26 protein-coding genes and 2 pseudogenes are annotated in these 26,184 nt (G+C 65.3%); 13 read left to right on the forward strand and 15 right to left on the reverse strand.

What is annotated here, in order from left to right; all coding sequences use genetic code 11:
* Nucleotides 1-128 precede the first annotated feature (128 nt).
* Nucleotides 129-590 (forward strand): winged helix-turn-helix transcriptional regulator, encoded by a 462-nt coding sequence (locus tag QFZ27_RS39070; RefSeq protein WP_429232335.1) that lies wholly within the window; start codon nucleotides 129-131, stop codon nucleotides 588-590.
* 36 nt (nucleotides 591-626) lie between these two features.
* On the opposite strand, the gene QFZ27_RS39075 is transcribed toward QFZ27_RS39070, so the two are convergent.
* Both QFZ27_RS39075 and QFZ27_RS39080 read right to left on the reverse strand, forming a co-directional pair.
* Complete coding sequence (locus tag QFZ27_RS39075; RefSeq protein ID WP_429232336.1) at nucleotides 627-1,073, reverse strand: organic hydroperoxide resistance protein; 447 nt, start codon at nucleotides 1,071-1,073, stop codon at nucleotides 627-629.
* Nucleotides 1,074-1,122: 49 nt separating this feature from the next.
* Complete coding sequence (locus QFZ27_RS39080; RefSeq protein ID WP_429232337.1) at nucleotides 1,123-2,151, reverse strand: alpha/beta fold hydrolase; 1,029 nt, start codon at nucleotides 2,149-2,151, stop codon at nucleotides 1,123-1,125.
* Nucleotides 2,152-2,596: 445 nt separating this feature from the next.
* On the opposite strand from QFZ27_RS39080, the gene QFZ27_RS39085 reads away from it, so the two are divergent.
* From QFZ27_RS39085 to QFZ27_RS39095, 3 genes are all read left to right on the forward strand, one after another.
* On the forward strand, nucleotides 2,597-3,550 hold the full coding sequence (locus tag QFZ27_RS39085; RefSeq protein ID WP_429232338.1) for an alpha/beta hydrolase: 954 nt from the start codon (nucleotides 2,597-2,599) through the stop codon (nucleotides 3,548-3,550).
* Between the two features lie 61 nt (nucleotides 3,551-3,611).
* Nucleotides 3,612-4,448, forward strand: coding sequence for a response regulator transcription factor (locus tag QFZ27_RS39090; protein ID WP_429232339.1), 837 nt, complete (start codon nucleotides 3,612-3,614; stop codon nucleotides 4,446-4,448).
* 104 nt (nucleotides 4,449-4,552) lie between these two features.
* A complete protein-coding gene (locus QFZ27_RS39095) occupies nucleotides 4,553-4,975 on the forward strand; it encodes a hypothetical protein (RefSeq protein ID WP_429232340.1) in 423 nt (140 codons plus the stop codon).
* A gap of 42 nt (nucleotides 4,976-5,017) precedes the next feature.
* On the opposite strand, the gene QFZ27_RS39100 is transcribed toward QFZ27_RS39095, so the two are convergent.
* From QFZ27_RS39100 to QFZ27_RS39110, 3 genes are all read right to left on the reverse strand, one after another.
* Nucleotides 5,018-5,923 carry a carbohydrate ABC transporter permease gene (locus QFZ27_RS39100; protein ID WP_429232341.1) on the reverse strand — a complete coding sequence of 302 codons (906 nt, stop codon included), beginning with the start codon at nucleotides 5,921-5,923 and terminating at the stop codon, nucleotides 5,018-5,020.
* A 19-nt stretch (nucleotides 5,924-5,942) separates the two neighbouring features.
* Entirely contained in the window at nucleotides 5,943-6,893 is a 951-nt protein-coding gene (locus QFZ27_RS39105; protein WP_429232342.1) for a carbohydrate ABC transporter permease, read from the reverse strand.
* 145 nt (nucleotides 6,894-7,038) lie between these two features.
* Entirely contained in the window at nucleotides 7,039-8,412 is a 1,374-nt protein-coding gene (locus tag QFZ27_RS39110) for an ABC transporter substrate-binding protein (RefSeq protein ID WP_429232343.1), read from the reverse strand.
* Nucleotides 8,413-8,634: 222 nt separating this feature from the next.
* Between QFZ27_RS39110 and QFZ27_RS39115 the strand changes: the two genes are divergently transcribed.
* Entirely contained in the window at nucleotides 8,635-11,505 is a 2,871-nt protein-coding gene (locus QFZ27_RS39115) for an ATP-binding protein (protein WP_429232344.1), read from the forward strand.
* 23 nt (nucleotides 11,506-11,528) lie between these two features.
* Here QFZ27_RS39115 and QFZ27_RS39120 read toward each other — a convergent pair whose 3' ends face one another.
* From QFZ27_RS39120 to QFZ27_RS39130, 3 genes are read right to left on the reverse strand one after another with little or no spacing between them, the layout of a single operon-like run.
* Nucleotides 11,529-12,251, reverse strand: a complete 723-nt coding sequence (locus QFZ27_RS39120) for an SDR family NAD(P)-dependent oxidoreductase (protein ID WP_429232345.1) — start codon at nucleotides 12,249-12,251, stop codon at nucleotides 11,529-11,531.
* 1 nt (nucleotide 12,252) lies between these two features.
* Nucleotides 12,253-12,810 (reverse strand): VOC family protein, encoded by a 558-nt coding sequence (locus QFZ27_RS39125; protein WP_429232346.1) that lies wholly within the window; start codon nucleotides 12,808-12,810, stop codon nucleotides 12,253-12,255.
* Nucleotides 12,811-12,835: 25 nt separating this feature from the next.
* On the reverse strand, nucleotides 12,836-13,675 hold the full coding sequence (locus QFZ27_RS39130; RefSeq protein ID WP_429232347.1) for an enoyl-CoA hydratase/isomerase family protein: 840 nt from the start codon (nucleotides 13,673-13,675) through the stop codon (nucleotides 12,836-12,838).
* 222 nt (nucleotides 13,676-13,897) lie between these two features.
* On the opposite strand from QFZ27_RS39130, the gene QFZ27_RS39135 reads away from it, so the two are divergent.
* From QFZ27_RS39135 to QFZ27_RS39155, 5 genes are all read left to right on the forward strand, one after another.
* A complete protein-coding gene (locus QFZ27_RS39135; RefSeq protein WP_429232348.1) occupies nucleotides 13,898-15,193 on the forward strand; it encodes an epoxide hydrolase family protein in 1,296 nt (431 codons plus the stop codon).
* Nucleotides 15,194-15,242: 49 nt separating this feature from the next.
* Complete coding sequence (locus QFZ27_RS39140) at nucleotides 15,243-15,968, forward strand: SDR family NAD(P)-dependent oxidoreductase (RefSeq protein ID WP_429232349.1); 726 nt, start codon at nucleotides 15,243-15,245, stop codon at nucleotides 15,966-15,968.
* Nucleotides 15,962-16,450, forward strand: a complete 489-nt coding sequence (locus QFZ27_RS39145; RefSeq protein WP_429232350.1) for a RidA family protein — start codon at nucleotides 15,962-15,964, stop codon at nucleotides 16,448-16,450. The genes QFZ27_RS39140 and QFZ27_RS39145 overlap by 7 nt, the downstream gene beginning before the upstream one ends.
* A gap of 30 nt (nucleotides 16,451-16,480) precedes the next feature.
* A complete protein-coding gene (locus tag QFZ27_RS39150) occupies nucleotides 16,481-17,374 on the forward strand; it encodes an alpha/beta fold hydrolase (protein WP_429232351.1) in 894 nt (297 codons plus the stop codon).
* A 215-nt stretch (nucleotides 17,375-17,589) separates the two neighbouring features.
* Nucleotides 17,590-17,895: a DJ-1/PfpI family protein gene (locus QFZ27_RS39155; RefSeq protein WP_429232534.1), complete on the forward strand. Its 306-nt coding sequence runs from the start codon at nucleotides 17,590-17,592 to the stop codon at nucleotides 17,893-17,895.
* Here the strand turns inward: QFZ27_RS39155 and QFZ27_RS39160 are convergent.
* The 7 genes and pseudogenes from QFZ27_RS39160 to QFZ27_RS39190 form a co-directional block, all read right to left on the reverse strand.
* The gene (locus tag QFZ27_RS39160; protein WP_429232352.1) at nucleotides 17,835-18,125 is read right to left on the reverse strand and encodes a hypothetical protein; all 291 of its coding nucleotides are present in this window, start codon (nucleotides 18,123-18,125) and stop codon (nucleotides 17,835-17,837) included. The two genes, QFZ27_RS39155 and QFZ27_RS39160, sit on opposite strands and share 61 nt — an antisense overlap.
* A 508-nt stretch (nucleotides 18,126-18,633) precedes the next feature.
* The gene (locus QFZ27_RS39165) at nucleotides 18,634-19,032 is read right to left on the reverse strand and encodes an autotransporter domain-containing protein (RefSeq protein ID WP_429232353.1); all 399 of its coding nucleotides are present in this window, start codon (nucleotides 19,030-19,032) and stop codon (nucleotides 18,634-18,636) included.
* A gap of 240 nt (nucleotides 19,033-19,272) precedes the next feature.
* Nucleotides 19,273-19,977: a substrate-binding domain-containing protein gene (locus tag QFZ27_RS39170; RefSeq protein ID WP_429232535.1), complete on the reverse strand. Its 705-nt coding sequence runs from the start codon at nucleotides 19,975-19,977 to the stop codon at nucleotides 19,273-19,275.
* Between the two features lie 229 nt (nucleotides 19,978-20,206).
* Nucleotides 20,207-22,114: an adenylate/guanylate cyclase domain-containing protein gene (locus QFZ27_RS39175; protein WP_429232354.1), complete on the reverse strand. Its 1,908-nt coding sequence runs from the start codon at nucleotides 22,112-22,114 to the stop codon at nucleotides 20,207-20,209.
* A 243-nt stretch (nucleotides 22,115-22,357) separates the two neighbouring features.
* Complete coding sequence (locus QFZ27_RS39180) at nucleotides 22,358-22,795, reverse strand: site-specific integrase (protein ID WP_429232355.1); 438 nt, start codon at nucleotides 22,793-22,795, stop codon at nucleotides 22,358-22,360.
* A 186-nt stretch (nucleotides 22,796-22,981) separates the two neighbouring features.
* Nucleotides 22,982-23,532, reverse strand: a pseudogene (gene istB / locus QFZ27_RS39185) (IS21-like element helper ATPase IstB); the annotation flags it as partial.
* Nucleotides 23,533-23,575: 43 nt separating this feature from the next.
* Nucleotides 23,576-24,361 (reverse strand): AraC family transcriptional regulator, encoded by a 786-nt coding sequence (locus QFZ27_RS39190; RefSeq protein ID WP_429232356.1) that lies wholly within the window; start codon nucleotides 24,359-24,361, stop codon nucleotides 23,576-23,578.
* Nucleotides 24,362-24,464: 103 nt separating this feature from the next.
* Between QFZ27_RS39190 and QFZ27_RS39195 the strand changes: the two genes are divergently transcribed.
* The 3 genes and pseudogenes from QFZ27_RS39195 to QFZ27_RS39205 form a co-directional block, all read left to right on the forward strand.
* Nucleotides 24,465-24,797 carry an amidohydrolase family protein gene (locus QFZ27_RS39195; RefSeq protein WP_429232357.1) on the forward strand — a complete coding sequence of 111 codons (333 nt, stop codon included), beginning with the start codon at nucleotides 24,465-24,467 and terminating at the stop codon, nucleotides 24,795-24,797.
* Nucleotides 24,739-25,518: an amidohydrolase family protein gene (locus QFZ27_RS39200; protein ID WP_429232358.1), complete on the forward strand. Its 780-nt coding sequence runs from the start codon at nucleotides 24,739-24,741 to the stop codon at nucleotides 25,516-25,518. Before QFZ27_RS39195 ends, QFZ27_RS39200 begins: the two co-directional genes overlap by 59 nt.
* Before the next feature lie 105 nt (nucleotides 25,519-25,623).
* Nucleotides 25,624-26,168, forward strand: a pseudogene (locus QFZ27_RS39205) (helix-turn-helix domain-containing protein); the annotation flags it as partial.
* Nucleotides 26,169-26,184: the final 16 nt, after the last annotated feature.

A 26,184-nucleotide genomic window follows, 5' to 3' on the forward strand; every position in this document is an offset into this window, starting at 1 on the left:
GCAGCGCGGCCGGTTGCACAAGCGTGATCGGCACTCCATGTTTGCTATGGAAATCATAGCTTCAAGTACCTATGAAAAGGAAAGTTGATAGGCCTCTGGCCGCCCCTAGCAATCAGACTCTCTGCCCGGTGGCCCGTGCCGAGACGGTCGTCGGCGACCGCTGGACGGTGCTGATCCTGCGCGAGCTCTTCATGCGCAATCACCGCTTCGAGGAGATCCAGGCCCAGACCGGTGCGACGCCGCAGATGGTCGCCGCGCGCCTTAAGGCCCTGGAGGGCGACGGCCTGGTCGAGCGTCGCCCCTACAGCACGCGGCCGCTGCGGCACGACTATCACCTGACGGAGAAGGGGGAGGCCTTCTATCCCGTTCTGCTGGCGCTGCGCGCCTGGGGCGAGACCTGGCTCAAATCGCCCGAGGAAGGCCGCGCCGTGCAGTACACGCACCGGAGCTGCGGCAAGCCGGCAGGACTCGGGCCGGTTTGCGAGTCTTGCGGCCTGCCGCTGCGCCGTGAGGACCTGACGGTCAAGCTCAGCCCGGCATACCGAGAGGAACGCCAGGCTCGATCCGAGGCGTTCAAGGCCAGCCGGTAAGTCCCGCGTCGTGGCAGCACCGCAAGCTCTGCCGGCTCAGACCAGCGTGATCGCCACGTCGATGTTGCCGCGCGTGGCTTTCGAGTAAGGACAGATCTCGTGCGCTTCATCCACGAGAGCCTGGGCCGTGTCGCGCGCGATCCCGGGCAGGCTGACATTGAGGCGGGCTCCCAAGGAATAGCCGGCCTCCCCGAGGTGCAGATCCACCTCGGCGTCGATCGCCAGGCCCGACGGCAACGCGATCTTCCTCTTGCGGGCCGCAACCCCGATCGCGCTTTCGAAACAGGCCGACCAGCCGGCCGCGAGCAGCTGCTCCGGATTGGTGCCGGCCCGGCCCGAACCCGGAAGCGAGAGCTTGACCTCCAGCTGGCCGTCGGAGCTGCGCGAGGCACCGCCCTCGCGTCCCCCGGTGGTGTGGGTCTTGGCCGTGTACACGACCTTTCCGATCTCCTGGGTGGCCTGTTCTTTCGTGTCCTGGCTCATGGTGCCTCTCCTGATTTCTTTCGCTTTCGTGGTGTTGCGCGGCTGCTGGTCAGATCTTCCCGACATCGATGACCGCCTGGGCAAAGGCCCGCGGTGCTTCCTGCGGCGGGTTGTGGCCGATCCCGCCGGTCAGCGTCCGGTGCTCGTAGGGGCCGGAGAATTTCTGGCGATATGCAGCGGGTTCGGGATGCGGCGCGCCGTTGGCGTCGCCTTCCAGCGTGATCGTCGGAACGCCGATCACCGGCGCCTCCGCCAGCCGCCGCTCGAGATCGTCGTACCGCGCCTCGCCCTCGGCCAGGCCCAGCCGCCAGCGGTAGTTGTGAATCACGATCGCGACGTGATCCGGGTTGTCGAAGGCTGCGGCGCTGCGATCGAAGGCGGCGTCGTCGAAGGCCCATTTCGGCGATGCGAGCTGCCAGATGAGCCGCGCGAAGTCGCGCCGGTACTGCTCATAGCCGGCCCGGCCGCGTTCGGTGGCGAAATAATATTGATACCACCACTGCAGCTCGACCTTCGGCAGCAAGGGCATTCCGCCGGCCTTCTGGCTGCCGATCAGATAGCCGCTGACCGAGACCAGGGCCTTGCAGCGCTCCGGCCGGAGGGCGGCGATGATATCGGCCGTCCGCGCGCCCCAATCGAACCCGGCGATCGTCGCCGTCTCGATCTTGAGGGCGTCCATCAAAGCAAGGATGTCGACGGCGATCGCCGATTGCTGGCCGTTGCGAGCGGTCGCGCCGGACAGGAAGCGCGTCGTGCCGTGGCCGCGCAGATACGGCACGATCACGCGGTGGCCGGCCGATGCGAGCAAGGGCGCGACATCGGCGTAGCTGTGGATATCGTACGGCCAGCCGTGCAGGAGCAGGACCGGCGCCCCATCGGCCGGGCCGGCCTCGGCATATCCGACGTTCAGCACGCCGGCATTGACTTGCTTCAGCGCGGTGAAGGACGCGCCCGATCCTGCGGATTGGGCCCGCGCGGCGATCGTGCCCAGTGGAGCGGCGGCGAGGGCGAGCGCGGCGGCGCCAAGCAGATGGCGACGCTGCCGGTCGATCGCTTCGGATGAGCTGACGATGTCCATGAGGGATGCGACCTTTGCTGAGAGCCGGGGAAGGAGCGGATGCTCCACCGCCCATCCGGCGCCGGCCCGGCGCCGGATGGGAATGCTCAGATCCTGATGTCGACCCGCAGGCGCTGCCCAGTTAGTCCTCGTTAAAGGGGGTTAACCGCAGTGGTCGACGCAGCGGCCTCGTACGAGCGCAGCTTTCCGGCGGCACGACCGAGGCCGCGGCGGCGGATCTGTTGGGCTGCGACACCCAACCATCGGATTTACCAGTCTTAACTCGAACCGCTGTTCGAACAGGCGCAGCATCTCCTTCGTCAAGGCGCCTTCGGGGGCCAGCCATCGATGCGCGACCCGGTGAGCTGTCGTCAGACCACCGCGGAGACTATTGGACATGCGGTCGCGCGAGGCTGCTGCCGGATCCGTCCCTGAGCTCCGATCACTCGCGAGCCGAGGTCACAGAATGAACGACGCAGGTTGGGTTCTCGAGCCGATAACGCAGGACTTTCTCGATACAGTCGGCGAGAACCCCGATCTGTGCCGCCGATCGCCTGAGGATGCGCGCCATGCGCTGGTCCGGATTCAAGCCGGCGCCGTCGGGCGGCCGTCTGCCCAGATCGAGGACGCGACATTTCCGGTCGGGCCGACCGGATCCGTGGTCGTCAGAATCTTCCGGCCCAGCGATGCGCAGAGACTCCTGCCCGTCATCGTCTACATCCATGGCGGCGGTTGGTGCCTCGGCGGCGCCGATACTCACGATCGGATCGTGCGAGAGCTGGCCGTCGCCGCGAGCGCGGCACTGTTCTTCGTGGAATACGACCGCTCCCCCGAAGCGCGCTATCCGGTTGCCCTGGAGCAGGTCTATGCCGTCACCGCTCATGTCGCCGCGCATGGCGAGAGCCTTGGCGTGGACCCGACAAGGCTTGCGGTGGTCGGAGACGGCGCGGGCGGCAACATGGCCGCCGCGGTCACTCTCCTGGCGATGCAGCGCCGTGGTCCCAAGATCGATCTGCAGGTCCTGTTCTATCCGATAACGGATGCTAATTTCGCCACATCCTCGTACCAGACCTTTGCGAACGGACCCTGGCTGACGAAGAGCGCCATGGAGCGCTTCTGGGACGCCTATCTCCCGGACGCTGCCTCACGCAACGAGATCACCGCCGCACCCCTGCGGGCCTCCGTCGACCAATTGCGGGGCTTGCCCGACGCGCTGGTCATCATTGCGGAGAACGATGTGCTCCGCGACGATGGCGAGGGCTACGCCCGCCAGCTCCTTCGCGCCGGCGTCAGGGTGACCTCGGTCCGCTACAACGGCACCGTTCACGGGTTCGTCATGCTGAACGCGCTGGCCGACACGCCGGCAACGCGAAGCGCCATCGCCCAGGCGGTCGCCGCCCTGCGCTCCGTCCTGGATTGAAGCCCGCCCATCAATCGGGACAACCGAGACGCTCGCGCGCAGTAAATCAGAGGAGGGACACATGATATCGCATTCGTATCACAGTGCGTCCGCACAGATCCGCTGCAGCCCTCTCCCGGAGATCGGCCTGGCGCGAGGCAGAGCCACCGAGCCGGCTCGCATCGACTTCCCGGAACGCGGGAAGCTGCTTGACCTGGGCTTGGGTCGCGATACGCCGTCGAGCCCTATCGTCGCGAGCGCTCCCTCATCGTCGGACGCCGATCGCACGCCGACCGTCTTCATCGTCGATAATGACCTATCCGCCCGCGAGTCCCTTGCCGATCTCATCCGGATCTCGGGCTGGCGGGCGGAGGCGTTCGGATCCGCGCTCGGGTTCCTGGAGCGGCCCCATGTCTCGGTCCCGAGCTGCGTTGTCCTTGACCTTCGCCTTCCTGACCTGAGCGGTCTCGAGCTTCAGCGGCGGATCGCGGCGGAGCGCAGCGGGATGCCGGTCATCTTCCTGACCGGCTACAGCGACGTTCCGGTCGCCGTCCAGGCCATGAAGGCCGGCGCGGTCGAGTTCTTCATGAAGCCGTTCGACGACGAGGAGCTGCTGACGGCGGTTGGTCGCGCTCTCGAGGCCAGCAGGACCGGGCTGGAACATGAAGCGGAACTGCTTGCCCTCCGCCGGCGCCACGAAGCGCTCAGCGGCCGCGAGCAGGAGGTGATGGCGCTGGTCGTCAGGGGGCGCCTCAACAAGCAGGTCGGCTTCGAGCTGGGCATCAGCGAAATCACGGTAAAGGCCCATCGCGGCAGGGTCATGCGCAAGATGGAGGCGAATTCCCTGGCTGACCTGATCGCGATGGCGACGAAGCTCAGCCTTCGACCGCCCTTGAGAAGCAATCGCCTATGCGCATAGCCCCCTTCCTCCGAATTGCGTATTCCTGCCACCGAGCGGTGACCTGGTCCGGATTTGAGGAACGGGTCGTGCAGCACAGACGCTCCGGCTCCACCAGAGTGCTTATGGCAGCCGCCGCCGGGCTTGCGATGGCCGTGGGCATCGTTGGCGCAGCCAGACCGGGCCTGGGCCAGCACGCAACAGACGAACCGGGCGCGACGACGCCGGCCACCAGCGTCGACGTCGAAACGTTCCTGGCCGACCCGACGACGCTGCTGGGCTCGCAAGTCACCCTCACCGGATGTCGAATAGCCGGTTTCATCAGCGATTCCGCGGGGTGCTACGCCGAGTCAGGCAAAGGCAGAGTTTCGATCGACCCGGCAACCTTCGATCGTGCAAGCCTGCGGCAAGCACTGAAGCATTGCACCGACACCGCCCCCCTGACGGCGTGCCATATCAGCGTGTCCGGCTTCGTCGAACAGGACGCGCTGAAACGAATCCGCCTGAGAAATGCCGTGGCGATATCCGCCGATAGCGGGACACGCTGAGGCCGGCTCGCGACCGACGCGGCCCACACCCGCTCCTGCCCACTACAGCTTCATCGCGCCTTCAGCCAAGCCCTTGAAGAACAGCCTCTGGGCGAATGCGAATGCGATGATGCCGGGCATGGTCACAATGATGTACACGGCCGCGAGATTGGGCCAGGCCCATTGGCCTTGACCGCCCTGGGCCACGGCCAGGACGACCGGCATTGTGCGCCTCGCCTGGTCGTCGACCAGCGTCACGCACAGCAGATACTCACCCCATGCAGCGACGAAATTGACAATGAAGATGACGACGAGGCCGTTGCGCACCATCGGCAGGCCCACCATCCAGAGCGTGCGCCAAGGACCGGCGCCGTCGACCCGCGCGGCGTCGATGATTTCATGCGGAACGAGCTGGAACATGCTGCGCATGATCAGGACGCTGATCGCCAGCTGAAGGGTCACATAGGGCAGGATGAGGCCGGCGGTATCGTTGATCAGGCCAAGCCAACGCTGGGTCTCGTAGATGCTGATCAGAGACACGACGCGAACGGGAAAGTATAGCGAGACCAGTAACAAGGCGATCACCTTGCCGGAGCCGCGCGGCCTGAGGTGGACGAGCGCATAACCGGCCGTGACAGAGCAGAACATGGTAATCAGAACTGCGCTGAACGTGACGTAGATGCTGTTGAACAGGTTGGTGGGCAACGTCGCGATGCGCTCGAACACATAAGGGTAATGGCTGAAATCAAGCTGGCTTGGCAGGAAATCGCCGCGCATTGCATCCGGCAATGTCTTTACCGACATCAGCAGGACCCAGACCAGCGGCAGCAGGATGATCAGCAGAAACAGATTGATGACCACATGCCGGATGACCGTGGCCCGCCTGCGCCTGGACCAGCCCGGCCTGGCTGTCCCGCCGGCCGTCCGCATTGCCGCGCCCGCGGCGTAATCGATGGGTTCGGGGCTCATGGGCAGCTCGATCCCACAGTCAGTCCTTGGTGCGGAAAGCCCGGAGCAGCAGCACCATGACACACATCATGGCGACTGCTCCGATCATGCCGATCGCCGCGGCGTAGCCTTGCCTCCAGAGGCCGAGCTTGAATGCCTGATCGTACATGAAGATCGTCCAGGTATAGGTCGGCGAGGCGCGGTTGAAGCCGCCGAAGATCAGATACTCATCGATGACCGCCATCGCTGTGCCGAAGCGCAGGACGACCAGCACCATCATGATCGGCGCAAGCCGCGGCCGGATGACATACCAGAAGATCTGCCACTCATTCGCCCCGTCGATGCGTGCGGCATCAGGCAGATCCTTGGGGATCGCCGCAAGGCCGGCGAGGAAGAAGATGGTGTGGTAGCCGAGCCCCCACCAGATTTCCATGATGGCGATCGAGGGCAGCGTCAGCGGCGTCCCGCCCAGCCACTGCGGCGCATCGTGCAGGGTGAACAGCCCGAGCGTATCGACAAGGAAGTGATTAATCGGGCCGGCCTGGTAGTTGTACATCCACTTCCATAAGACGAATATCAGCGTGCTGGGGATGACGGCCGGGATCAACAAGACGACCCGATAGAAGGTCGCCAGGCGAGGGCTCGACACCCGATCGACCAGGATTGCCAGGAGGAGCGGCAGGATGATCGTTCCAGGCAGGAACATGATGGTGAACAGAGCCGCACGCCCGAGACCGGACCACAGCAAGGGGTCCTGCAGGGCGTCGGCATAGTTCTTCAGCCAGACCCAATTGGCGGGCTGGTCGGACAGGACCTGATAGTCGGTGAAGCTGATCCAGAGCACACGCAGGATCGGGTAGAGCTGGTACAGGGCGAAGAACGCCAGGGCCGGCAGCAGGAACAGCCATGCGCCGGCCGTTCGGCGAAGCTGCACCGCGTGGCGGTGCAGGGCAGTCGCCGTTGCCGAAGGGGACGGGATCGTCTCTTCCATGCCATCGAACCTGTTGGAAACTCAGCGCACATATCCGCGCGGCTGCGGCTCCTGGAGCCAAAGCCTTTGCCGACCTGTCCGGCAATATGCACGACGGTAACCCTGGGCGACATGTCGCGTTCAGCGACTGGCCGCCGGCCGTGCGTCAGCCCTTCTTCACCTCGGCGTTGACCGCCTCGGCGACCTTCTGCATGGCCACTCTCGGGTCGGCCTCCTCGCCCTTGAGGTAGGTCTCCCAGATCGGCTTGCCGATGACGAACTGCTGCAGCCCGAACAGGTGGTTGTTGATCGCCTTGGCCCTGTCGAGCTGGTCCCGCACCAAACCCACGAAGTTCGGCATCCAGTCGGGCTTGCTGGCCTGCCATTCGGCGTAGATCGATTTGTATGGCGGCAGCTGCCCCGGATGGCCGCTCGCCGTACCCATGATCGAGTCTTTCCAGATCTGCCTGTCATAGGTCAGCGCCTTGACGTATTCCGCCGCCTTGTCCTTGTTCTGGCCGTACTTGAACAATGCGCAGCCGGTCGTCCAGAACACCGTCGAGCCCTCGCCATTGGCGAATTTGGGCAACGGACCGAGGTGCAATGCCTTCGGGTCGTCCCAGTTCGCCGCCATCCGCAGCGGCGCATTGAAGTACTTGAAATAGAGGCCGACGCGCTGCGCGGCGAATGCGACCTCGTCAGGGGTGCCGTTGACGCCGGCGTCCGATGTGCCTTCCAGCAGGACATCGGGGTTCGCGAGCTGCATGATCTGCTTCATCAGCTTCAGCGCCTCGATCGCAGGCTCGCTGGTGAAGTCGAAAAGGCCCTCCGGCGTATAGACATGGGTGCTCATGCTGTGCGCGATCGGCGCCAGCGAGCGCCAGCCATGGCAGTCGAACGTGGCGCCCCAGGGGGCGGCCTTCTTGTCCATAATCGTTCTGGCCGCGGACAGGAAATCATCCCATGTCGGCGGCGCGGCATCGGCCAACCCGGCGGCGCTCGTCAGGCCGGAATGCCAGCCCGTGCCGATCACATCCAGAAGGAACGGCCAGCTGTAGAGCTTGCCATCGATCGTGCATTCCTCGCGGATCGATGGGAGGAGGTCATCGATCACCTCCTTCGGGATGTAGTTGTCCCAGGGTTCGATCACGTCGGCCTTGACGAAGGCGGACATCTCGACGAAGGGCGTCTGCCCGACATAGACGTCCCAGGAGCTTTCCTTGTTTTTCGCCTCGGCGACGAAGCGTTCGATACCGAACCCCTCGACCGGCGCGATCTGGTAGTTGATCCCCGGAAACTTCTCGTTCACCGCCGGGATTCCGGGATGGAGATCCTGGATCCACTGATAGATTGTCGGCGTCAGCGGCCGGTCTGCCGCATACGCTGCACCGCTGCCCATCCTCGCGACGGCTCCGATGCCGGCCAGGCCGAGCCCAGCCGTCACGCTTTGCGTGATGAAGTCACGCCGGTTCATATTATTTAAATACTGAGGAGTAAATTCCACCCCCCGAAGGAATGTCTGCCCCTTCCGGAATGCCATTTGGTGCCTCCCAGACCTGTCTTTTGTCCAACATTAAAATATTCCACGATTCCGGGGTTGGAGGCAATGCAGGCCCTTGCCCCTCAGATCGTCAGCACCGGGCGTTGACCGTGCCCGTCGATCGCGGGACGATACGCATGAGGCCGGCCAGGACAAAGCCCGCATGGCTTGGATCGGGCGTCTTGCACGCGCCGTCAGACTCACGAGCCGAAGGGGCGAAGAGTGACCGGGTACGAGGCCGAAAAGCCAAGCGAAATCGCCTTTGGCGCCTTCCGGCTGCTGCCCGCACAACAGCTGCTGCTCGAAGGCGATAAACCGGTGCACCTCGGCAGCCGTGCCCGCGACATCCTCGTGGCTCTTCTCGAGCGGCCGGGCCAGATCCTGGGCAAGCAGGAGCTGCTCGACCGCGTATGGCCCAACACCTTCGTGGAAGAGGGCAATCTGAAGGTCCATGTCGCGGCCCTGCGCCGCGCCCTTGGCGACGGACAGGCCGGGAAGCGCTTCATCGCCAACATCCCCGGACGCGGCTACAGCTTCGTAGCACCCGTCGACCGCGGCCTTGCGCTCGGCGATATCGACCGGCAGATCGAGGCGATCGAGGCGCGGCAGGATCTGCCGATGCCGCTCACGCGCATGGTCGGCCGTTCCGACACGGTGGCCGCCCTGTCCGCGCAGGTCACCCGCCAGCGCTTCGTCACCATCGTCGGCGCCGGCGGCATCGGCAAGACGACCGTCGCGGTCGCCGTCGCCGACACCCTGGCCGGCAGCTTCAAGGACGGTGTCCGTTTCGTCGACCTCGCCCCTCTCTCCGATCCGCTGCTGGCGCCGGGCGTGCTGGCGACTGTCCTCGGGGTCGGCATGGGTTCGGACAAGCCGCTGTCGACCGTGATCTCCTTCCTGCGGGAAAAGCACCTGCTGATCGTGCTCGACAACTGCGAGCACCTCGTCGAAGCCGCAGCAAGGATGGCGGAGGACGTGCTGAAGGGCGCCCCGCGCGTCCATATCCTGGCGACGAGCCGGGAAGCCCTGCGGTCCGAGGGCGAGCGCGTGCACCGGCTCGCGCCGCTGGCCTTTCCGCAGAGCGGCGCCGAGCTCACGGCCGCCGAGGCCCTGGCGTTTCCCTCGATTCAGCTGTTCGTCGAGCGTGCCGCCGCATGCCTCGACGCCTTCGAGCTCGGTGACGCCGAGGCGCCGCTGGTCGCCGAGATCTGCCGCCGCCTCGACGGAATCGCGCTGGCCATCGAGATCGTGGCGGGGCGGGTCGACACATTCGGCGTCGCCGGGCTCGCGGCTCGGCTGGACGAGCGTTTCAGCCTGCTGCTGCGCGGTCGCCGCACCGCCCTGCCCCGCCATCAGACCCTGCACACGACGCTCGACTGGAGCTACGCCTTGCTGCCGGAGCTGCAGCAGGTCGTGCTCCGTCGCCTGGCCGTGTTCGCCGGCATGGTCACGATGGAATCGGCGAGCGCCATCCTGGCCGACGGCGATACGCCTCCGTCCGAGATCGTCGATGCGATCGCCGATCTGATCGCCAAATCCCTGGTCACGGCCAGCCTGGATGCGGCCGTGGCGCTCTACCGCCTGCTCGACACCACCCGGGCCTATGCGCTGGTCAAGCTCGACGAATGCGGCGAACGAGGCCGGTTCGCCCGGCGGCACGCCGAGCACTATCGGGCTTTGCTCGAACAGGCCTATGGGGAATGGGAGCGCGAGCCCGCAACCGATTGGCTCCCACGTTACCGGCACAACATCGACAATGTCAGAGCCGCGCTCGACTGGGCTTTTTCGCCCATCGGCGATGTGGCCACGGGCGTCGCATTGACGGTCCTCGCCATCCCGCTCTGGTTTCATCTTTCGCTCACCAGGGAATGCGAGGAACGGGTCGACCGCGCCCTGGCCGCCCCCGCGACCAGCCGGACTCTGGACCAGGAGATGCGCCTGCACGCGGCGCGCGCCTGGTCCTTGATGCAGACAAAGGGCCTGGGGTCGGAGACCATGGCTGCATGGAACCGGGCTCTCGAAACCTCCGAGCGGCAGGAGAATCGCGACTACCAGTTGCGGGCCCTGTGGGGCCTCTGGGCCGGCTTGCTGAACAAAGGCGAGTTCCGTGAGGCGCTGGCACTCGCGAGGAGGTTTTCCGAGCTTGCCGCCAGCACAGGCGACAAGCTCGGCATCCTGGTCGGAGACCGGATGGTCGGCTACATCCTGCATGTCCTGGGCGACCAGGCCGAGGCGCGGCACATCATCGAACGCATGCTGGGCAGATACGAGGTTCCGGTCATCGGCGCCCAGATGATCCGCTTTGTCTTCGACCAACGCGCAATGGCCCGGTGCTTTCTTGCGCGGATTCTGTGGCTGCAGGGCCGGCCGAAGCAGGCCGTGCTCCTGGTCAAGAGCATTGTCGACGGCGCCGCATCCGGCAGCGATACCCTCACCCTTTGCCAGGTCCTGGTTCACGCCGCTTGTCCAGTGGCCCTGTTCGTCGGCGATCGGGCGCTGGTCGAGCGCTACGTCTCGATGCTGATCGACAATGCGGCCGAAGGGCTCGGTTTCTGGCAAGGCTGGGGCCGGTGCTTCCGAGGTGTCCTGCTCATCGAGCGCGGCGACCTCGATGGCGGGCTGGCCGAACTCGAGGCCGCCCTGGCGGAGTTCCGCGAGATCCAGTACGGCGTCTATTACATCGTCTTCCAGAGCGAGTTCGCCTCTGCCCTCGGGCGTGCCGGCAACATTGCCGAGGGATTGGCGGCGATCGACGAAGCCCTGGCGCGATCCGAACAGAATGACGAACGATGGTATTTCGCCGAGATCCTCAGGATCAAAGGCGAGCTGATCCTGTCCTACGGTGCGCCCGATGGGCCGCGCGAGGCCGAGTTGTACTATCACCGATCGCTCGAATGGGCCCGCCGGCAGCAGACGATCGCGTGGGAGTTGCGGACAGCGACGAGCCTGGCACGATTGTGGAAGGATCAGCGGCGGGCCGGCGAAGCGCTCGCGCTCCTGGCGCCGATCTACGATCGCTTCGCCGAAGGGCAGGACACGCACGATCTCATGGTCGCGCAGGAACTGCTGCAGGAGCTTGGGGCAAGCAGCTGACACCGTCGATACCGGTCCGGGACTCACCATCTGTCGACTGGTTCGCAGTCGACATGCAGCACCTTGCCGGTGATTTGAGGCGCCTCGGTCAGGAAGACGACGGCATCGATGAGTTCCTTCGTCATGGAAGTGCTGCGCGTCGCCGGCAGCGTCTCGAGCAGGATTTCCTGATTGGCCGTTCGAGGCGGCATGACGACGACGCCGGGGGCCACGATATTGACGCGAATGCCATCCCGCGCATGTTCCATCGCGATGGTCTTGGAGGCGGCTTCGACACCGCTCGAGGTGATGATCGCGACGGACGCATTGACGCCGGGGCTCGCCTGGTCACCCCGAGGGGAGGTGATGGTGACGATGCTTCCGCCGGTCCCCTGCGCCAGCATTTGCCGGACGACCAGCTGGGTGAGGTGCAGAAACCCGTCGAGGTTCGTCGACACGAGATGGCGATAGTCCTCGACCGTGTAGTCGATGAACGGCTTCGTGACGAAGGTCCCCGCGCCGTTGATCAACGCGTCGATCCTTCCGAAGCGCGCAACCGCGGTCTTGGCGACGATCTCGGCCGTGTCCGGATCCGCGATATCCCCGGCGACGCAGGCCAGCCGGTCCGACTGCAGGTTTCCCGCAGACCGGCCGATCTCCGAAGACGCCGCGACGACGTTGTAGCCGCGCTCGAGAAAGGTACCGACGAGGCTCGCGCCGATCTCTTCCGAGGCGCCGGTGATGACGATCGTTCTGTCGAGATCCACTTCACCCTCCGCTTGCCGTATGTCGGACCGCATTCACGACCTCGCTGGTGAACCGCGCGTCACCCGGTTCAATGTCTCCGGACAGTTGCGCGGTCACCTCCTGGAACACCCAGCCATTGCCGTCGGGATCGCTGAACGAGGCGTATGAGGCGTAGCTTTTCCGGTGCGGATTCGGACCGGCGGCCACGCCCCTTCCGTCGGAATGCTGGAACACGCCGCCAGTGTCGTGGAACGGCTCGCCGACCTCGACGCCACGGCGGAGCAGGTCCTCCCGGGCGGCTTCGATGTCGGAGACGATCAGGTGCAGCCCCTGCATCGAGCCTGGCGCGGCGGCGGTGACGTTCTTGCCGAAGATGACCGAGCATTCGGAGCCGGGCGGCGTGAACTGGATCACGCGGTAGTCGTCAGCTGTTGCGTGGTCGATATCGAGCCTCCAGCCCAAATCGCCATAGAAGCGCTTGGCACGATCGACGTCCGAGACGGGAATGATGACGATCTCGAGGCGCATGTCGATCGCCCGCGCCCCGGCGGTTTCACCGCGCATCTGGGTACCGGTCATGGTCAACTCCTGAGTCTGGTCTCTGTCAGCGGCCGAGCTGCCCGACGTGGTATCCGAGGCGCGTTTCGACATCGCCCGGCTTGTGGAAGCCGCGCTCCATCAGCGCCTTGATCCGGGTCTGGGCGGCCGGGCGGGCCAGCGCGGCCATGAACGCCCCCCATTCCGGCGCGATATCGGCGTCGGGCGGCAAGCTGGCCATGTCGACCAGGCGCTTCGTCTCCGCGATCGCCTGCTTGTCGAAGGACGCGATCCTCTGCGCCAGCGCGTCGACGAAGGCGTCGAGCTCCGCATCCGGCAAGGCGCGATTGACATAGCCGTAGCGCTCCGCGAGATCGCCCGGAATGTCGTCCGCCCCGAGCAGCACCTCCAGCGCGCGGCCGCGGCCCATGAGACGGGGCAGCCGGGCCATCGGGCCGCCGCCGGGGACCAGGCCGGCGCCGACCTCCCACTGCGACAGGATGGCCTTCTCGCGGCTGGCGAAGCGCATGTCGCTGGCGAGGGCGAGCTCGCTGCCCACGCCGGTCGCCCGCCCGCGGATCGACGCGATCGAGACGACGGGAGCTCGGCTGAGCCGCACCAGCATGTCGGGCAGCTGCTGCAGCCCGGTCGGCCCCGGCGGCAGGCTGAGCGTATCTTCCGGATTGGCCAGGAAATCGTAATGGGTCAGGAAGAAGCCCTCGATGGCGCTGTCGAAGACGACGACCTTGACCTGCCCGTCGCTCTCGAGCGCCGTGACGACGGCGTTCAGCTGCGCCATGTTCCCCGGTCCGAAGATGTTCAGGGGCGGCAGGTCGAAGGTGACGCGCCAATAGGCTGGGGAACGGCGATCGACGCGAATCCGGCCGAAATCTGCGATGGCATCCATATCCAATCTCCGATGGTCACTGGGACAATCCCGGTGCCATCGAAATGCCAGCGCGCGGCGCTTCTATCTATCAAACGAAGGTATCGCCGACCCCTTGGTATCACCCGGCCTCGTCCGATACCAAGGTGTCGGCGATACCAACGTGCAATCGCGCCTTCACCGGTCTCATTTCAGTCTGTCTTAGCGCTTAGCCGCCAATGACATTACTGAGAGGAGCCCGCCATGTCGGAAGGTTTGTCCCCCACGCGCCGTGACGTGCTGGTCGCGTCGGCGCTGACGAGCGTCGCCTTGATGATGCCGATTCCGCTCGCTGCGGCCACGGGCGACGCCATCCACCCCTTCAGCATCAGCTTCCCGCAGGAGCAGCTCGACGATCTGCGCCGCCGCGTGGCCGCGGCGCGGTGGCCGGACCAGGAGACCGTCCCGGACGACACGCAGGGCGTGCAGCTGGCAACGATCCGAAAGCTCGCGGAGTATTGGGCGACGGATTACGACTGGAGCAAGATGGCGGCGCGGCTCAAGGGCCTGCCGCAGTTCGTCACCGAGATCGACGGGCTGGACATCCACTTCATCCACGTCCGCTCGAAGCACGACAACGCCCTGCCGGTGATCGTCACGCATGGCTGGCCCGGCTCGATCATCGAGCAGCTCAAGATCATCGGCCCGCTGACCGACCCCACGGCGCATGGCGGGAGCGCATCGGACGCGTTCCATGTGGTGATCCCGTCGCTGCCGGGCTACGGCTTCTCCGGCAAGCCCACGGCGCCCGGCTGGACCCCGGTCCGCATCGCGCAGGCCTGGGCGGTGCTGATGCAGCGGCTCGGCTACACTAGGTACGTCGCGCAGGGCGGCGACTGGGGCAATGCCGTCTCCGAGCAGATGGCGCTGCAGCAGCCACCAGGGCTGCTCGGCATCCACACCAACATGGCGGCCACCGTCCCCGCCGATGTCGCGAAGGCGCTCGCCGCCGGCGGCCCGCCACCTGCTGGCCTTTCGCCGGACGAGAAGTACGCCTGGGACCAGCTCGACGACTTCTACAAGAACGGGCTGGGCTACGCGATCGAGATGAACAACCGGCCGCAGACGCTGTACGGGATCGTCGACTCGCCGGTCGGCCTCGCGGCGTGGATGCTCGACCACGACATCCGCAGCTACAGGCTGATCGCCCGCGTCTTCGACGGCACGACCGAAGGCCTGACGCGCGACGACATCCTCGACAACGTCACGCTGTACTGGCTGACCAACACCGCGATCTCCTCGGCGCGCCTGTACTGGGACAACGCGCATTTCCCGTCGGGAGGCTTCTTCGACCCCCGGGGGATCAAGATCCCGGTCGCCGTGAGCGCCTTCCCGGACGAGATCTACCAGGCGCCCAGGAGCTGGGCGGAGCAGGCCTATCCGAAGCTGATCCACTACAACAGGCCCGAGAAGGGCGGCCATTTCGCCGCCTGGGAGCAGCCAGCCGCGTTCAGCGCCGAGCTGCGCGCCGCCTTCCGGCCCCTGCGCCAGACGACCTGATCGCCACCGGCTCGCCCGAGTGCTGCCGCATCACAGTTCGGAGATGATCATGCACGCTGACAAGACAGTGATCGTCACCGGTGCCTCGCAGGGCATCGGTGCAGGAGTTGCCAACGCCTTCCTCGACCGCGGCTACAACGTCGTCGCGACATCGCGGCAGGTCAGCCGGTCGGGGGAGATCCCCGATTCCGACCGCGTGGCCCGCGTCGACGGCGACATCGCGAATCCGGCGACGGCGCGGAACGTCGCCGAAATCGCCCTGGCCCGGTTCGGCGCGATCAACGCCCTGGTCAACAATGCCGGGATCTTCTTCACCAAGCCGTTCATCGACTACACCGTCGACGACTACCGCAAGCTCGCGTCGACGAACACCGAAGGATTCCTGCATCTCACCCAGCTCGTGGTCCGGCAGATGCTGGCGCAGAAGTCCGGCGGCAGCATCGTCAGCATCACCACGCCGCTGGTCGATCATCCGATCGCGGGCGTCGACGTCTCGGTCGCGATGATCACCAAGGGCGGCATCGAGGCCGCGTCGAAGAACATCGCGATGGAGTATGCGAAGGTGGGAATCCGCGTGAACACGGTGGCGCCCGGCATCGTCGACACGCCGCTCCATAAGGACGATCCGAAGGACGTCCTCAAGACGCTGTCGCCGATGGGCGTCATCTCCACCGTTCAGGATATCGTCGACGCCGTCGTCTTCCTGACCGAGGCTCCGCACATCACCGGGGAGGTGCTGCACGTCGATGGCGGCGCCCATCTGGGCCGATGGTAGCTCTCGGCACGGTGCCGGCCGCCGGCGCGGAACAGCGGCTGAAGAGCCTGGGCATCGAGCTGCCGCCGCCACCCATACCGCTCGGCGCCTATGTCGAGGCCGTGAAGATCGGCGACCTGCTCTTCCTGAGCGGGATGCTCCCGGTCGTCGGCCGAACCCCGCAATCCATCGGCCGGCTCGGCGCCGAACTGTCGGTCGAGGCGGGGCGGGAGGCGGCACGGATCGCCTGTCTCAACGCATTGTCCGCGGCCAAGGCGCAGCTCGGCACGCTCGACAAGGTGACCGCCGTCGCAAAGCTCGGCGTCTACATCGCGACCGCAGGCGATTTCCGGGAGCACCCGAAGGTTGCCGACGGCGCGTCGGAGATCCTCGTCAAGGCCTTCGGGATCGGGATGCTTTCGCCGCGCATCGTGCTCGGGGTCGCCAGCCTGCCGCTTGGCATGCCGGTCGAAATCGAGATCATCCTGCAGGTCGGTGACTGAGCCCGGCAGGCACATCCCCAGGAGACCCGCATGAAGCACCCGGTCCGCTACCGCACCGTCGATGTCGACGGCCTGTCGATCTTCTACCGGGAGGCCGGCCCGCCGGATGCGCCGACCGTTCTTCTGCTGCACGGCCTGCCGTCATCGTCGCGGATGTTCGAGCCGCTGCTGCAGCGGCTCTCGGACCGCTTTCACCTGGTCGCTCCGGACTATCCCGGCTTCGGCCACAGCGACGCGCCGAAGCCGAACGACTTCTCCTACACCTTCGACCACCTTGCCGATGTCATCGCCCGCTTCATCGAGAAAATCGGACTCTCGCGGTACCATCTCTACATGCAGGATTACGGCGGGCCGGTCGGCTTCCGGCTCGCGCTCGCCCACCCGGATCGCGTCGACAGCCTGATCATCCAGAATGCCGTGGCGCATGACGAGGGCCTGGGCAGGATCTGGGCAACCAGGCGCGCCTTCTGGGCGGACCGCGCGGCGCACGAAGCGGCCTTACGCACCAATCTGCTGTCGCTCGAGACCACGCGCGCCCGCCATGTCGGCAGCGATCCGCGGACCGACCGCTACGACCCGGACCTGTGGGCCGACGAATTCGCCTTCCTCAACCGGGAAGGCCAGGCCGACATCCAGACAGAGCTGTTCTACGACTACCGCAACAATGTCGCCTCCTATCCGGCATGGCAGGCATGGATGCGCGAGAACCAGCCGCCGATGCTGGTGCTGTGGGGAAAATACGACCCGTCCTTCGGTCTCTCGGAGCCTGACGCCTACAAGCGCGATGTTCCCGCAGCGGAGGTCCATATCCTGGAGGGCGGCCATTTCGCGCTCGACACCGCGGCAGACGAAATCGCCGAACTGATGGATGCCTTCCTGAAGCAGAACCGCAGCTCCGGAACGCTCAAGGCCGACCCCGACTGATACGAAAATCTCGCCGACGCCAACGTCCAATCGACGGCATCGCCTCTCATCACGAAAATAACGTCGTTCAATCGCCGAAAGTAACGGAGAAGACCATGAAGATTCTGATGGTTCTGACATCCCACGACACGCTCGGAAATACCAGGCGTAAGACCGGATTCTGACTCGAAGAGGGGGCGGCCCCGTATTTTGTCTTCCGCGACGCCGGCGTCGCTCTGACGCTCGCCTCGCCCAAGGGTGGTCAGCCGCCTATCGACCCGAAGAGCGACCTGCCGGAGAATCAGACGCCGGCCATGGCGCGGTTCAAGCAGGATCTCCAGGCGCAGCAGGAGTTCGCGAACACGGCGAAGCTGAAGGACATGCGTTCCGACGGCTTCGACGCGGTCTTCTATCCGGGCGGCCATGGGCCGATGTGGGACCTGGCCGACGACCCGGACTCCATCGCCCTGATTGAATCCTTCTACAATTCGGGCAAGCCCATCGCTGCCGTCTGCCATGCGCCGGCGTGCTGCACCGCGTGACGAATGCCGTAGGTCTGGCCGCCCGTCGTCGAAGCTTCGTCCAGAGTGATCTTTCCGGCATTGGTGAGCTGCAGCCCCTGGACGTTGCCGCCGCGCCCACTGTTACCGGTCGCACCAAAGGAACCGAAATTCAGCCCGACCGCCTCGTCGGTCTTCACATACATGATGATGTTGCCGGTCAGGTCACCAGCATCGGCGGCGCATCGATATTGTCGGTCTGGAAGCCCCATGTGGACCCGATGCCGGAATAGGTGCAGGTGTTGACGCCCCCCACCATGACCATGTTGCAGGCCTGTGCCGCGGCCGGGTTCGGCAGAGCGAGCCAGGCTGCGGTTCCCAGCAGCCCGGCGACCAGGGTCGCCGATGCAGGACCGGTTGGGTCGGCAACGCTGCTCTGAAGGCGGCCAGGCTCGGAGATGACGACTGCGCCCGGTAGCTCAGCGCCCCGGCAAGACTCGCCGCCGCATCGTTCACCAAGATCGCGCCAGACTTGAAATCTGCCCCGGACAATCCTTGCGCCATGACCCCCCAAAGCCTCAATCAAATGTGCCGCTCATCCCGCAGGCGCGGCCGGAGGGAGCTTATTGCCGTATGTATTCCAGCCATAGATCCAGTTGGGGGGAATCAATGGTACCAGATCCGGCCAGGACCCATTATTTGATAGTAGTTGGCCCTCCGTTGCCGCTTGCTGTCGAAACAAGAATCCCATGGCCGCCCGGCTCCTGATAGCCCTCGCCGTCAGAAGTGATAGGCGGCGCGGGCGCTGGCGGACTGGCTGAGGAACGAGCCGCCGATATCGGCGGTGCACTCGCCCTTCAGCTCGAAGCCGCCGGCCCGGAACAGCTGCAGCCCGACATCGATCCGACCCAGCACGTCCGGCGAGTCGATGTGGTCGCTGAAGGTGCCGTTGGCCGAGGACGCCCCGGCGAAGCTGGAATGGATCGTCCGGGTGTTGTCCGGCTGGTAGCTCATGCCGAAGGCGACATAGGCCCGCAGCGCCGTCTCCGGGTCCAGGTCCAGCCGGCCGCCGAACTCCACCATCGGCGACAGCGCCACGCTGGTCTTGCTGCTGCCGCGCACATCCAGCGCGTAGAGGTCGTCGCCCTTCTCCTGGAAGCCCGGCGGCGCCTCGATCATGATTCTACCGCATCCGCGCTGCGCAACAAGCTTTCCAGCGCGCGATAACTGCCCATATCACGTGTTGTTTCAACATCTTAGCTCACCCCGGCGGGCGACCTCGCCCAGGAGGAGGGTCCAGATCCTCAAGGCGAAATACGTACGTCCAGGTTTACGCGTCGCCCGACACAACCCTTAGAGCCCGTCCCGAAACTCACGGATTAAAAACGGACAGTCGTTCAGCCAAACTCTGGAGCAGGTTCATGTTAGACGCTCGACACCTTTGGATTTGAGCAGCTCGTCGCTCTCGGGACCGGTGAGAAAGTTCAAGAGCGCGTTGCCGCCGCCGACGTCCGTGGCCGCCGCGCTGAGACCGGCCGCAAAGTCGATATAGCTCTGCAACTCGGCGGGAAACATCCCGGCCAGCTCGGCGCCGGGCGCAGCGGCCAGGATAGTCGTGACGGGGACAACGCCGAGCTCTGCCTCGCCCGTCGCAACGACTTGCCCTGTCTCGCCGCCCCCTACCGACCTGAGCTTAGGCCCCACTTCCTCCTGGATACCGAGGCGAGCCAGCAATGCGGTGAAATGAGCCCCGCTTGAACCCTCACCTGCGTATGCGATGGACTTGGCGCTCACCAGCGCGCGCTTGAGAGCTTCGACCGACCTCAAGTCCGGCTTGGGCGCGCCTGCTCGGACTGCGACGCCCAGGCCCACCCGGCCGAAAGCTCGTTGACTTCCGAAGGCAATCTTTCCTTGCCTGATCAGGTCTTCGAGCATTTCCCCATTGATGATTGCGACATCGAACGTCTCGCCAGACTCAATCCGCATCTTGACCGCTGGATTGAGCCCGAATGACGCGGCAATCCTGCGGCCAGTCACTCGCTCGATAACAGGAAGAAGGTCCAGAAATGGCGGACCTGACCGCGACTGCGCTGAGCAGCTTGAGCTCAGCAGCGGGGATCGCAGAGGATGTGTCGCTTGCTACGGACATGACCGCAGCTCCCTGGACTGATATTTGGACCCCGCCACTTGGCGTCAGCATAGCCGCGACGGGTTGAGATGCGAAACTGTGAATAAGCGTCAGATCGGGATCGCTCACTATCGCGAGAAATCAGGCACTCACGACGCCGATCGGCGCCGGTACCCCATGCCGATTTACACGCCCGATCCGATTCGCGGCGCGAGCGAGTACACACTAACTCTGGATGCATTCTGGCAAGCGTACGAGGTCCGGTCTGGCCTTCAGGACGGCTTCGCTGGCGCAGGGCGGGAAATTCGCCTTGCCCATGGTCTCGATAAACCGGTGCCGTTCCGCCTCGCTCCATTCCGGTCCCCCGGCAAAGCCTTCGATCGACAGATCGGGAAACTGCGCCAGCGCCTCGGCAACGGCAGTGTGCGCCTCCTCTTCACGACCGAGTGCCGCCAGAATCGCTGCCAAGTAGGCATGGTCGGCTCGTGCAAAACCCTGCTTCGGGCGCTGTCTTTGCAACTGCAACGCCTCTTCGTAGCGGCCCGCCATGAAGAAGGCGTAGCGATACTGGGCGATTGCCCAGTTCGGGCTCTCGGGGTTCAGCCGGATGGCGCGCTCCGCCGCTTCGACGCCCGGCCCAACGTCGCCAAAGGCGCTCGCCCAGCCCGCATAGAAGGTTAGGATATCAGCCGAGTTTGGATTGAGACTGACGGCGTGCCGCAGTTCCGAGGATGCTTGTTGCAAGTCGCCTGTCATCCCGAGCGCGGATCCGAAAGCGGCATGCGCCTCCGCGTCCAGCGGATCAAGCTCCGCCGCCCTTCGCGCGGCATCCAGCTGTAGCGCCGTCAGTTCGGCAATGTTCTCGGCACGCCCGGCCATCATGGCGTAGGACCAAGAAAGTCCTGTCCAGGCGCGAGCGAACTTCGGATCGATCTCGATGCTCCGCTTCAGGAGTTGAATGGCCTCGGTGAGGCTTTCTTTCGTCTCGCGGTGCTTCGCCTCGATGCCCAGCAGATAGAGATCATAGGCGTTGAGATCGCTCGGGCGCTTGCGTCGCGCGGCATCCCGGTCGGACAATGTGATCGTGCCGGTGTAGCCGCCGAGTTTCGCAGCGAGCAACTGGGCCAATTCGGTCTGAATGGCAAATACATCCTGGTCCGGCCTGTCCCAACGCTCCGACCAGAGGTGGGCCGCCGACTTGGCATCGACCAGTTGCGCGGCTACCCGAACCCGGCTTCCCTCCCGCTGGACCGAACCTTCCAGCACGAATCGCACATTGAGGTCGCTGCCGATCACCCGAGCGTCGATCGGCTTGCCTTTGTAGATCATCGTCGAGTGCCGCGCGATGACCTCCAGATCGCGGAACCGGGCAAGGTCGGTGATGATGTCGTCGGTGACGCCGTCGGCAAGGCGGCCGGTAGCTTCGTCGCCGCCGAGGTTGTCGAAGGGAATCACGGCGATCGACGCCCTGGCCCGCATCGGCTCGCCCGCCGCCAGCCACCACCAGCCGGCACCGGCCAACACCAGCACGGTCAGGATCGCGGCCGCCCAGCGCATCTCGCTGAGATGCGGCCTCATGCGCAGTCGCCAGGGCCGCCCGCCGCCGTCCTGCCGGACATTGTAGGTGCGGACCGGCCGGGCGATGTTCTTCACATGCTGGTCCCCGGCATAATCCAGCGTCAGCCGGTCGATCTTGCCCTGCAACTGGTCGAAGACCGTGCCAGAGATCAGGATGCCGCCGGGGCTGCAGAGCTGCTCCAGCCTGGCAGCGACATTGACGCCGTCGCCGAGCAGATCCTCGCCTTCGACGACCACATCGCCGAGGTTGACGCCGATGCGAAAGACGATGCGGCGTCCGCCCGGACGCTCGGTCTGCCGGGCTTCACATCCCTTCTGCACCGCAACGGCGCACGCCACAGCATCGACGACGGAGCCGAACTCGACGATCGCGCCGTCGCCCATCAGCTTGACGATGCGGCCATGATGCTCGACCAGCAGCGGATCGATCACCGCGCATCTCAGGTCCTTGATCGCGGCGAGGGTCGCCGCCTCATCGGCCTCCATCAGCCGGGAATACCCGACGATGTCGGCCGCCATGATGGCCGCGAGCCGCCGGTGCACAGGCACAGCCATGCCGACACTCTCCAGAGCGCCTACACCGCCCGTTCCGCACGTCGCTCTTCGGTGCGCTTCGCGAGGCCAAGTCGGCGCCCGCCCACAGCCCCGGTTAGCCGTCGACTCCAGTACAGCATACACCCGCCGGAGCTGTGACGCGATGGCACCGGCCCGGCGCGAAAGGCGGGAGAACTCCTCCCGGTGCGTAATCGCAAACGCGGGCAGGAATTCGCAGTTCCGCGGTCGCATGATCTCCCTGTGCTATTCGTCCCCGAGCAGCTTGCCGGTGAAGTTCCCCTGCCACAGGCTCGAATGCCGCCGGTAGCCGCGGGCGGTGCGCGCGTCCTTCCAGCGGCCGTGCTGCATCGCCGCCTCGAGCGGCACGCCTTTGCGGTCGGCGGCGGTCATCATCCCGGCGCGCAGGCTATGGGCGGAGAACTCCGCTTCTGCGAGCCCGGTGCCGGCGATCACCCGCTTGACCAGGCGGGCGACGGTCTTGCTGTCGATCGGCCGCAGCCGGCCGTCGACGCCATAGGTTAGATGGCCGCCGCGGTCGATCCGGCAGAACAGCGGCCCGGGCGTGTCGCCCCGCGCCCCGAGCCAGGCCAAGACCGCGGTCACGGCGCAGAGCGGCGATGCCGGCACCGCCTGGACGCCGACCTCCTCCCCTCGCCGCTCCTGGTCGGTCTTGGATGTCAATCGGCGGACAAGATTGACCCCGTATCGGCGTCGAATGTTGACCCCTTGAGCGGGTCGTCCCGGTAGTCCATGGAGGGGCCCCGCGCGTGGCGCGGAGTAGCCCCCAGGAGCGGCGGAGCGACACGCGCGGGGAGGCGCTGTGGTCCCACCGGGTCGACCGCAGGGGGTGGGGTCCGGGGCGGGGGATCAGGCGCGGTTCTTGAAGCGCCAGCTCTCGTTTCCGGTCTCGACGATGTCGCAGTGATGGGTCAAGCGGTCCAGGAGCGCGGCGGTCATCTTGGCGTCGCCGAATACGCTCGGCCATTCGCCGAAGGCCAGATTGGTGGTGACGATGACCGAGGATTGCTCATAGAGGCGGCTGACCAGGTGGAACAGCAACTGGCCGCCGGATTGGGCGAAGGGCAGTAGCCGAGCTCGTCGAGGACGATGAAGCCCATCCTGCAGAGATAGTCGGCCATGCGGCCCTGCCGGCCGGAGCGGGCTTCGGCCTCGAGCTTGTTGACCAGATCGACGACGTTGAAGAAGCGGCCCCGGGCGCCGTCCCGGATGCAGGCGCGCGCGATGGCGACGGCAAGATGGGTCTTGCCCGTGCCGGTGCCGCCAACGAGCACGATGTTGCGCTGATGGGCGAGGAAGTTGCCGCCGGCGAGATCGCGGACCAGGGTCTCGTTGATCGGTGTGCCGTCGAAGACGAAGTCGTCGATCTCCTTGGCGAGCGGCAGCTTGGCGATCGTGATCTCACATACAAGGCTATCTGGCCAGCGTTGAACCGCCCTGGGGTCAGGAATCTTTATAGTCCCTAATCATTCGAGTCGGACTCATGCCCGTGAGTTGGTGAAACATCGCGATGAATGCAGAAGTGGCGCTGTATCCAAGTTGTTGTGACACTACCTTAACTGGCGTGCCTGCTTCCAGCAGAGTCAGGGCGGTCACGAGTTTCAATCGTTGACGCCATTCATGGAACGACAGGCCGAGAGAGGTCTGGCATCGCCTCGACAAGGTTCGCTCCGTCGTGTTCACGACTCTAGCCCATTCAGCCAGCGAACGGCGGTCACCGGGAGCATTCCGGAGCGCTGACAACACCGGGCTGAGCAGGGGATCATCTGAGGATGGCAGATAGCTTTCATGCCGCGGAGCCAGCCGGAGCTGGTCGAGCAAAACCCGGCCAAGCCGTTCATCCTCGGCTGTAATCGGGTAGGTGACGTCGCGCATGGCGAAGTCCGCCACGATCGCCCTGATGAGCAGGCTGAGGGAGAGCGTGCTGGGAAAGTCAGGCAGGCCACAGCACAAGTCCCGCCGGACGTAGACCGAAGCGTAACGGGTCGCGTGCGGGGTTCGCGAGTCATGCAGAACCTCCGGCGGAATCCAGATCGCGTAGGCTGGCGGCGACACGTAACGCTCGCCCGCAATCGTGAAGTCCGCAACGCCTGAAACAGGAAACAGCAGTTTGCCCCATGGAGCACGCTGGGGTGGGAATAAAGTTCCGGCGGCGAAATCCAAGGTCCTAAGAGAAATCGGTTCCGATATTTGTCCGACGGCATTGGGGTTGGGCAGGCGCGTGGGCATGTCCGGTCCTCGCAATCTTTTGTCTGAAAGTCACTATCTCGCGTTTTTCGGACAAATTCTATATCTGACTTGCCCAAGCAGGGCATGAGTCGGGAGACACCCCATGGTTGATCAGTGGATCGACGTGCACGCCCATTTCACGCCGCCGATGACGCCGGAGCAAAGCGCCGAGCGCTGGCTTGCGATGCAGAGGGCCGATTGGATCGGCCCCAAGCCGGCCGACTGGAGCCTTGAAGCCGCGCTGGACACGATGGACCGCATTGGCATCGCCATGCAGATGCTCAGCAATATCCCCAAGACATTGCATGCGTTGCAAACGTCCAACGACTACGGCGCGTCGTTAGTGGCCCGGCATCCATCCCGGTTCGGCTTGCTCGTTGCCGCTGCCAACCGACAATCCCGAAGCGGCATTGGCGGAAATATACCGTGGCTATGACGAACTGGACGCAGATGGGTTCGCGGTCACGTTCTGCTACAACGGCGTATACTTAAGCGATCCGCGGTTGGAGCCAGTTTGGGCCGAACTTAACCGGCGGGAGGCCGTGGTCTTCGGGCACCCCGATGCCTACGCCGCCGGGACATTCGGCCGTCCCAGCCCGTTGCTGGACGTAGCGTTTGAGACGACCCGCACCGTTGTCGACATGCTGTATGCTGGGATCTTCCGCCGATTTCCCGCCGTCAAACTGGTACTTGCCCATTGCGGGGCGGCACTGCCGGCGCTCTCGGGACGGCTGATCCTGCTCGGCACCCAACCCTGGATCCCCAACCCGAACGGCATCACGCAGGACGAGATGCGCCAGCACTTGCGCGCGTTGTTCCTCGACACGGCTATGACCGGCTCGGCCCACACGCTGGCGCCGGCGCTCGCTATGACGACCTGCGACCACATCGTCTACGGGTCCGATTGTGGCGTTCCCTGCACGGTAGAGGAGACGATGCGGGCGAACATCGAGGCCATATTAGGCTTCGCCGGGCTGGCTCCAGAGCAGATCGAGCAGATCGGTCATAATGCTCTGTCATTATTTCCGGGCGCAGCGGCGCGGCTCCGGCGCGCCACACATCATGTTGCCGGTGCAGATCAAGCACTGCCGTGTGACGGCGCCGACACACTGGGGCATTTCAGGATCGATGGTATCGACGGCGGAGTACCCTCATGACCCGGCGCCTCGTCGATCTCTCCGTCAGCCTTCCTAGTGGATTGACCGGAAGGGAAGAGTCCGGCTGAGGATTCTTATGGGGCGCAGTCTGTGCGAGTGTGTGGGATGCGCACAGGGATTTCCATCGACGTCGCCGCCGAGGATCGGCGCCGGCTGGAGGCGGTGGTTGCGGACCGCAACACGGCACAGAAGCATGTCTGGCGAGCCCGGATCGTGCTTCTCAGCGCCGCGGGGGCGGGTACGGCCACAATCATGCGCGAAGCGGGAGTGTTCAAGACAGCGGCCTGGCGCTGGCAGGAGCGCTTCATGGCCGAGGGTGTGGACGGCCTGTTGCGCGACAAGACGCGGCCGCCCGGACGCGCGCCAGTCGCGCCGGACCGGGTCGCCGAGGTGGTCCGCCTGACCCAGACGGAGCCGCCGCACGAGGCGACCCACTGGACGGTGCGCGCCATGGCCAAGGCCTGCGGCCTCGCCGTCTCGACCGTGCAGGAGATCTGGAAGACCCACGGCCTGGCACCGCATCGCTGGCGCGCCTTCAAGCTCTGACCGACCCCGCCTTCGTCGCCAAGCTTCATGACGTGGTCGGCCTCTATGTCGATCCCCCCGCCCATGCGGTGGTGCTGTCGGTCGACGAGAAGAGCCAGATCCAGGTACGCGTGATGTGAA

Origin of the sequence: Inquilinus ginsengisoli, from assembly GCF_050434925.1 — a bacterium.
Lineage (GTDB): Bacteria > Pseudomonadota > Alphaproteobacteria > DSM-16000 > Inquilinaceae > Inquilinus > Inquilinus ginsengisoli_B.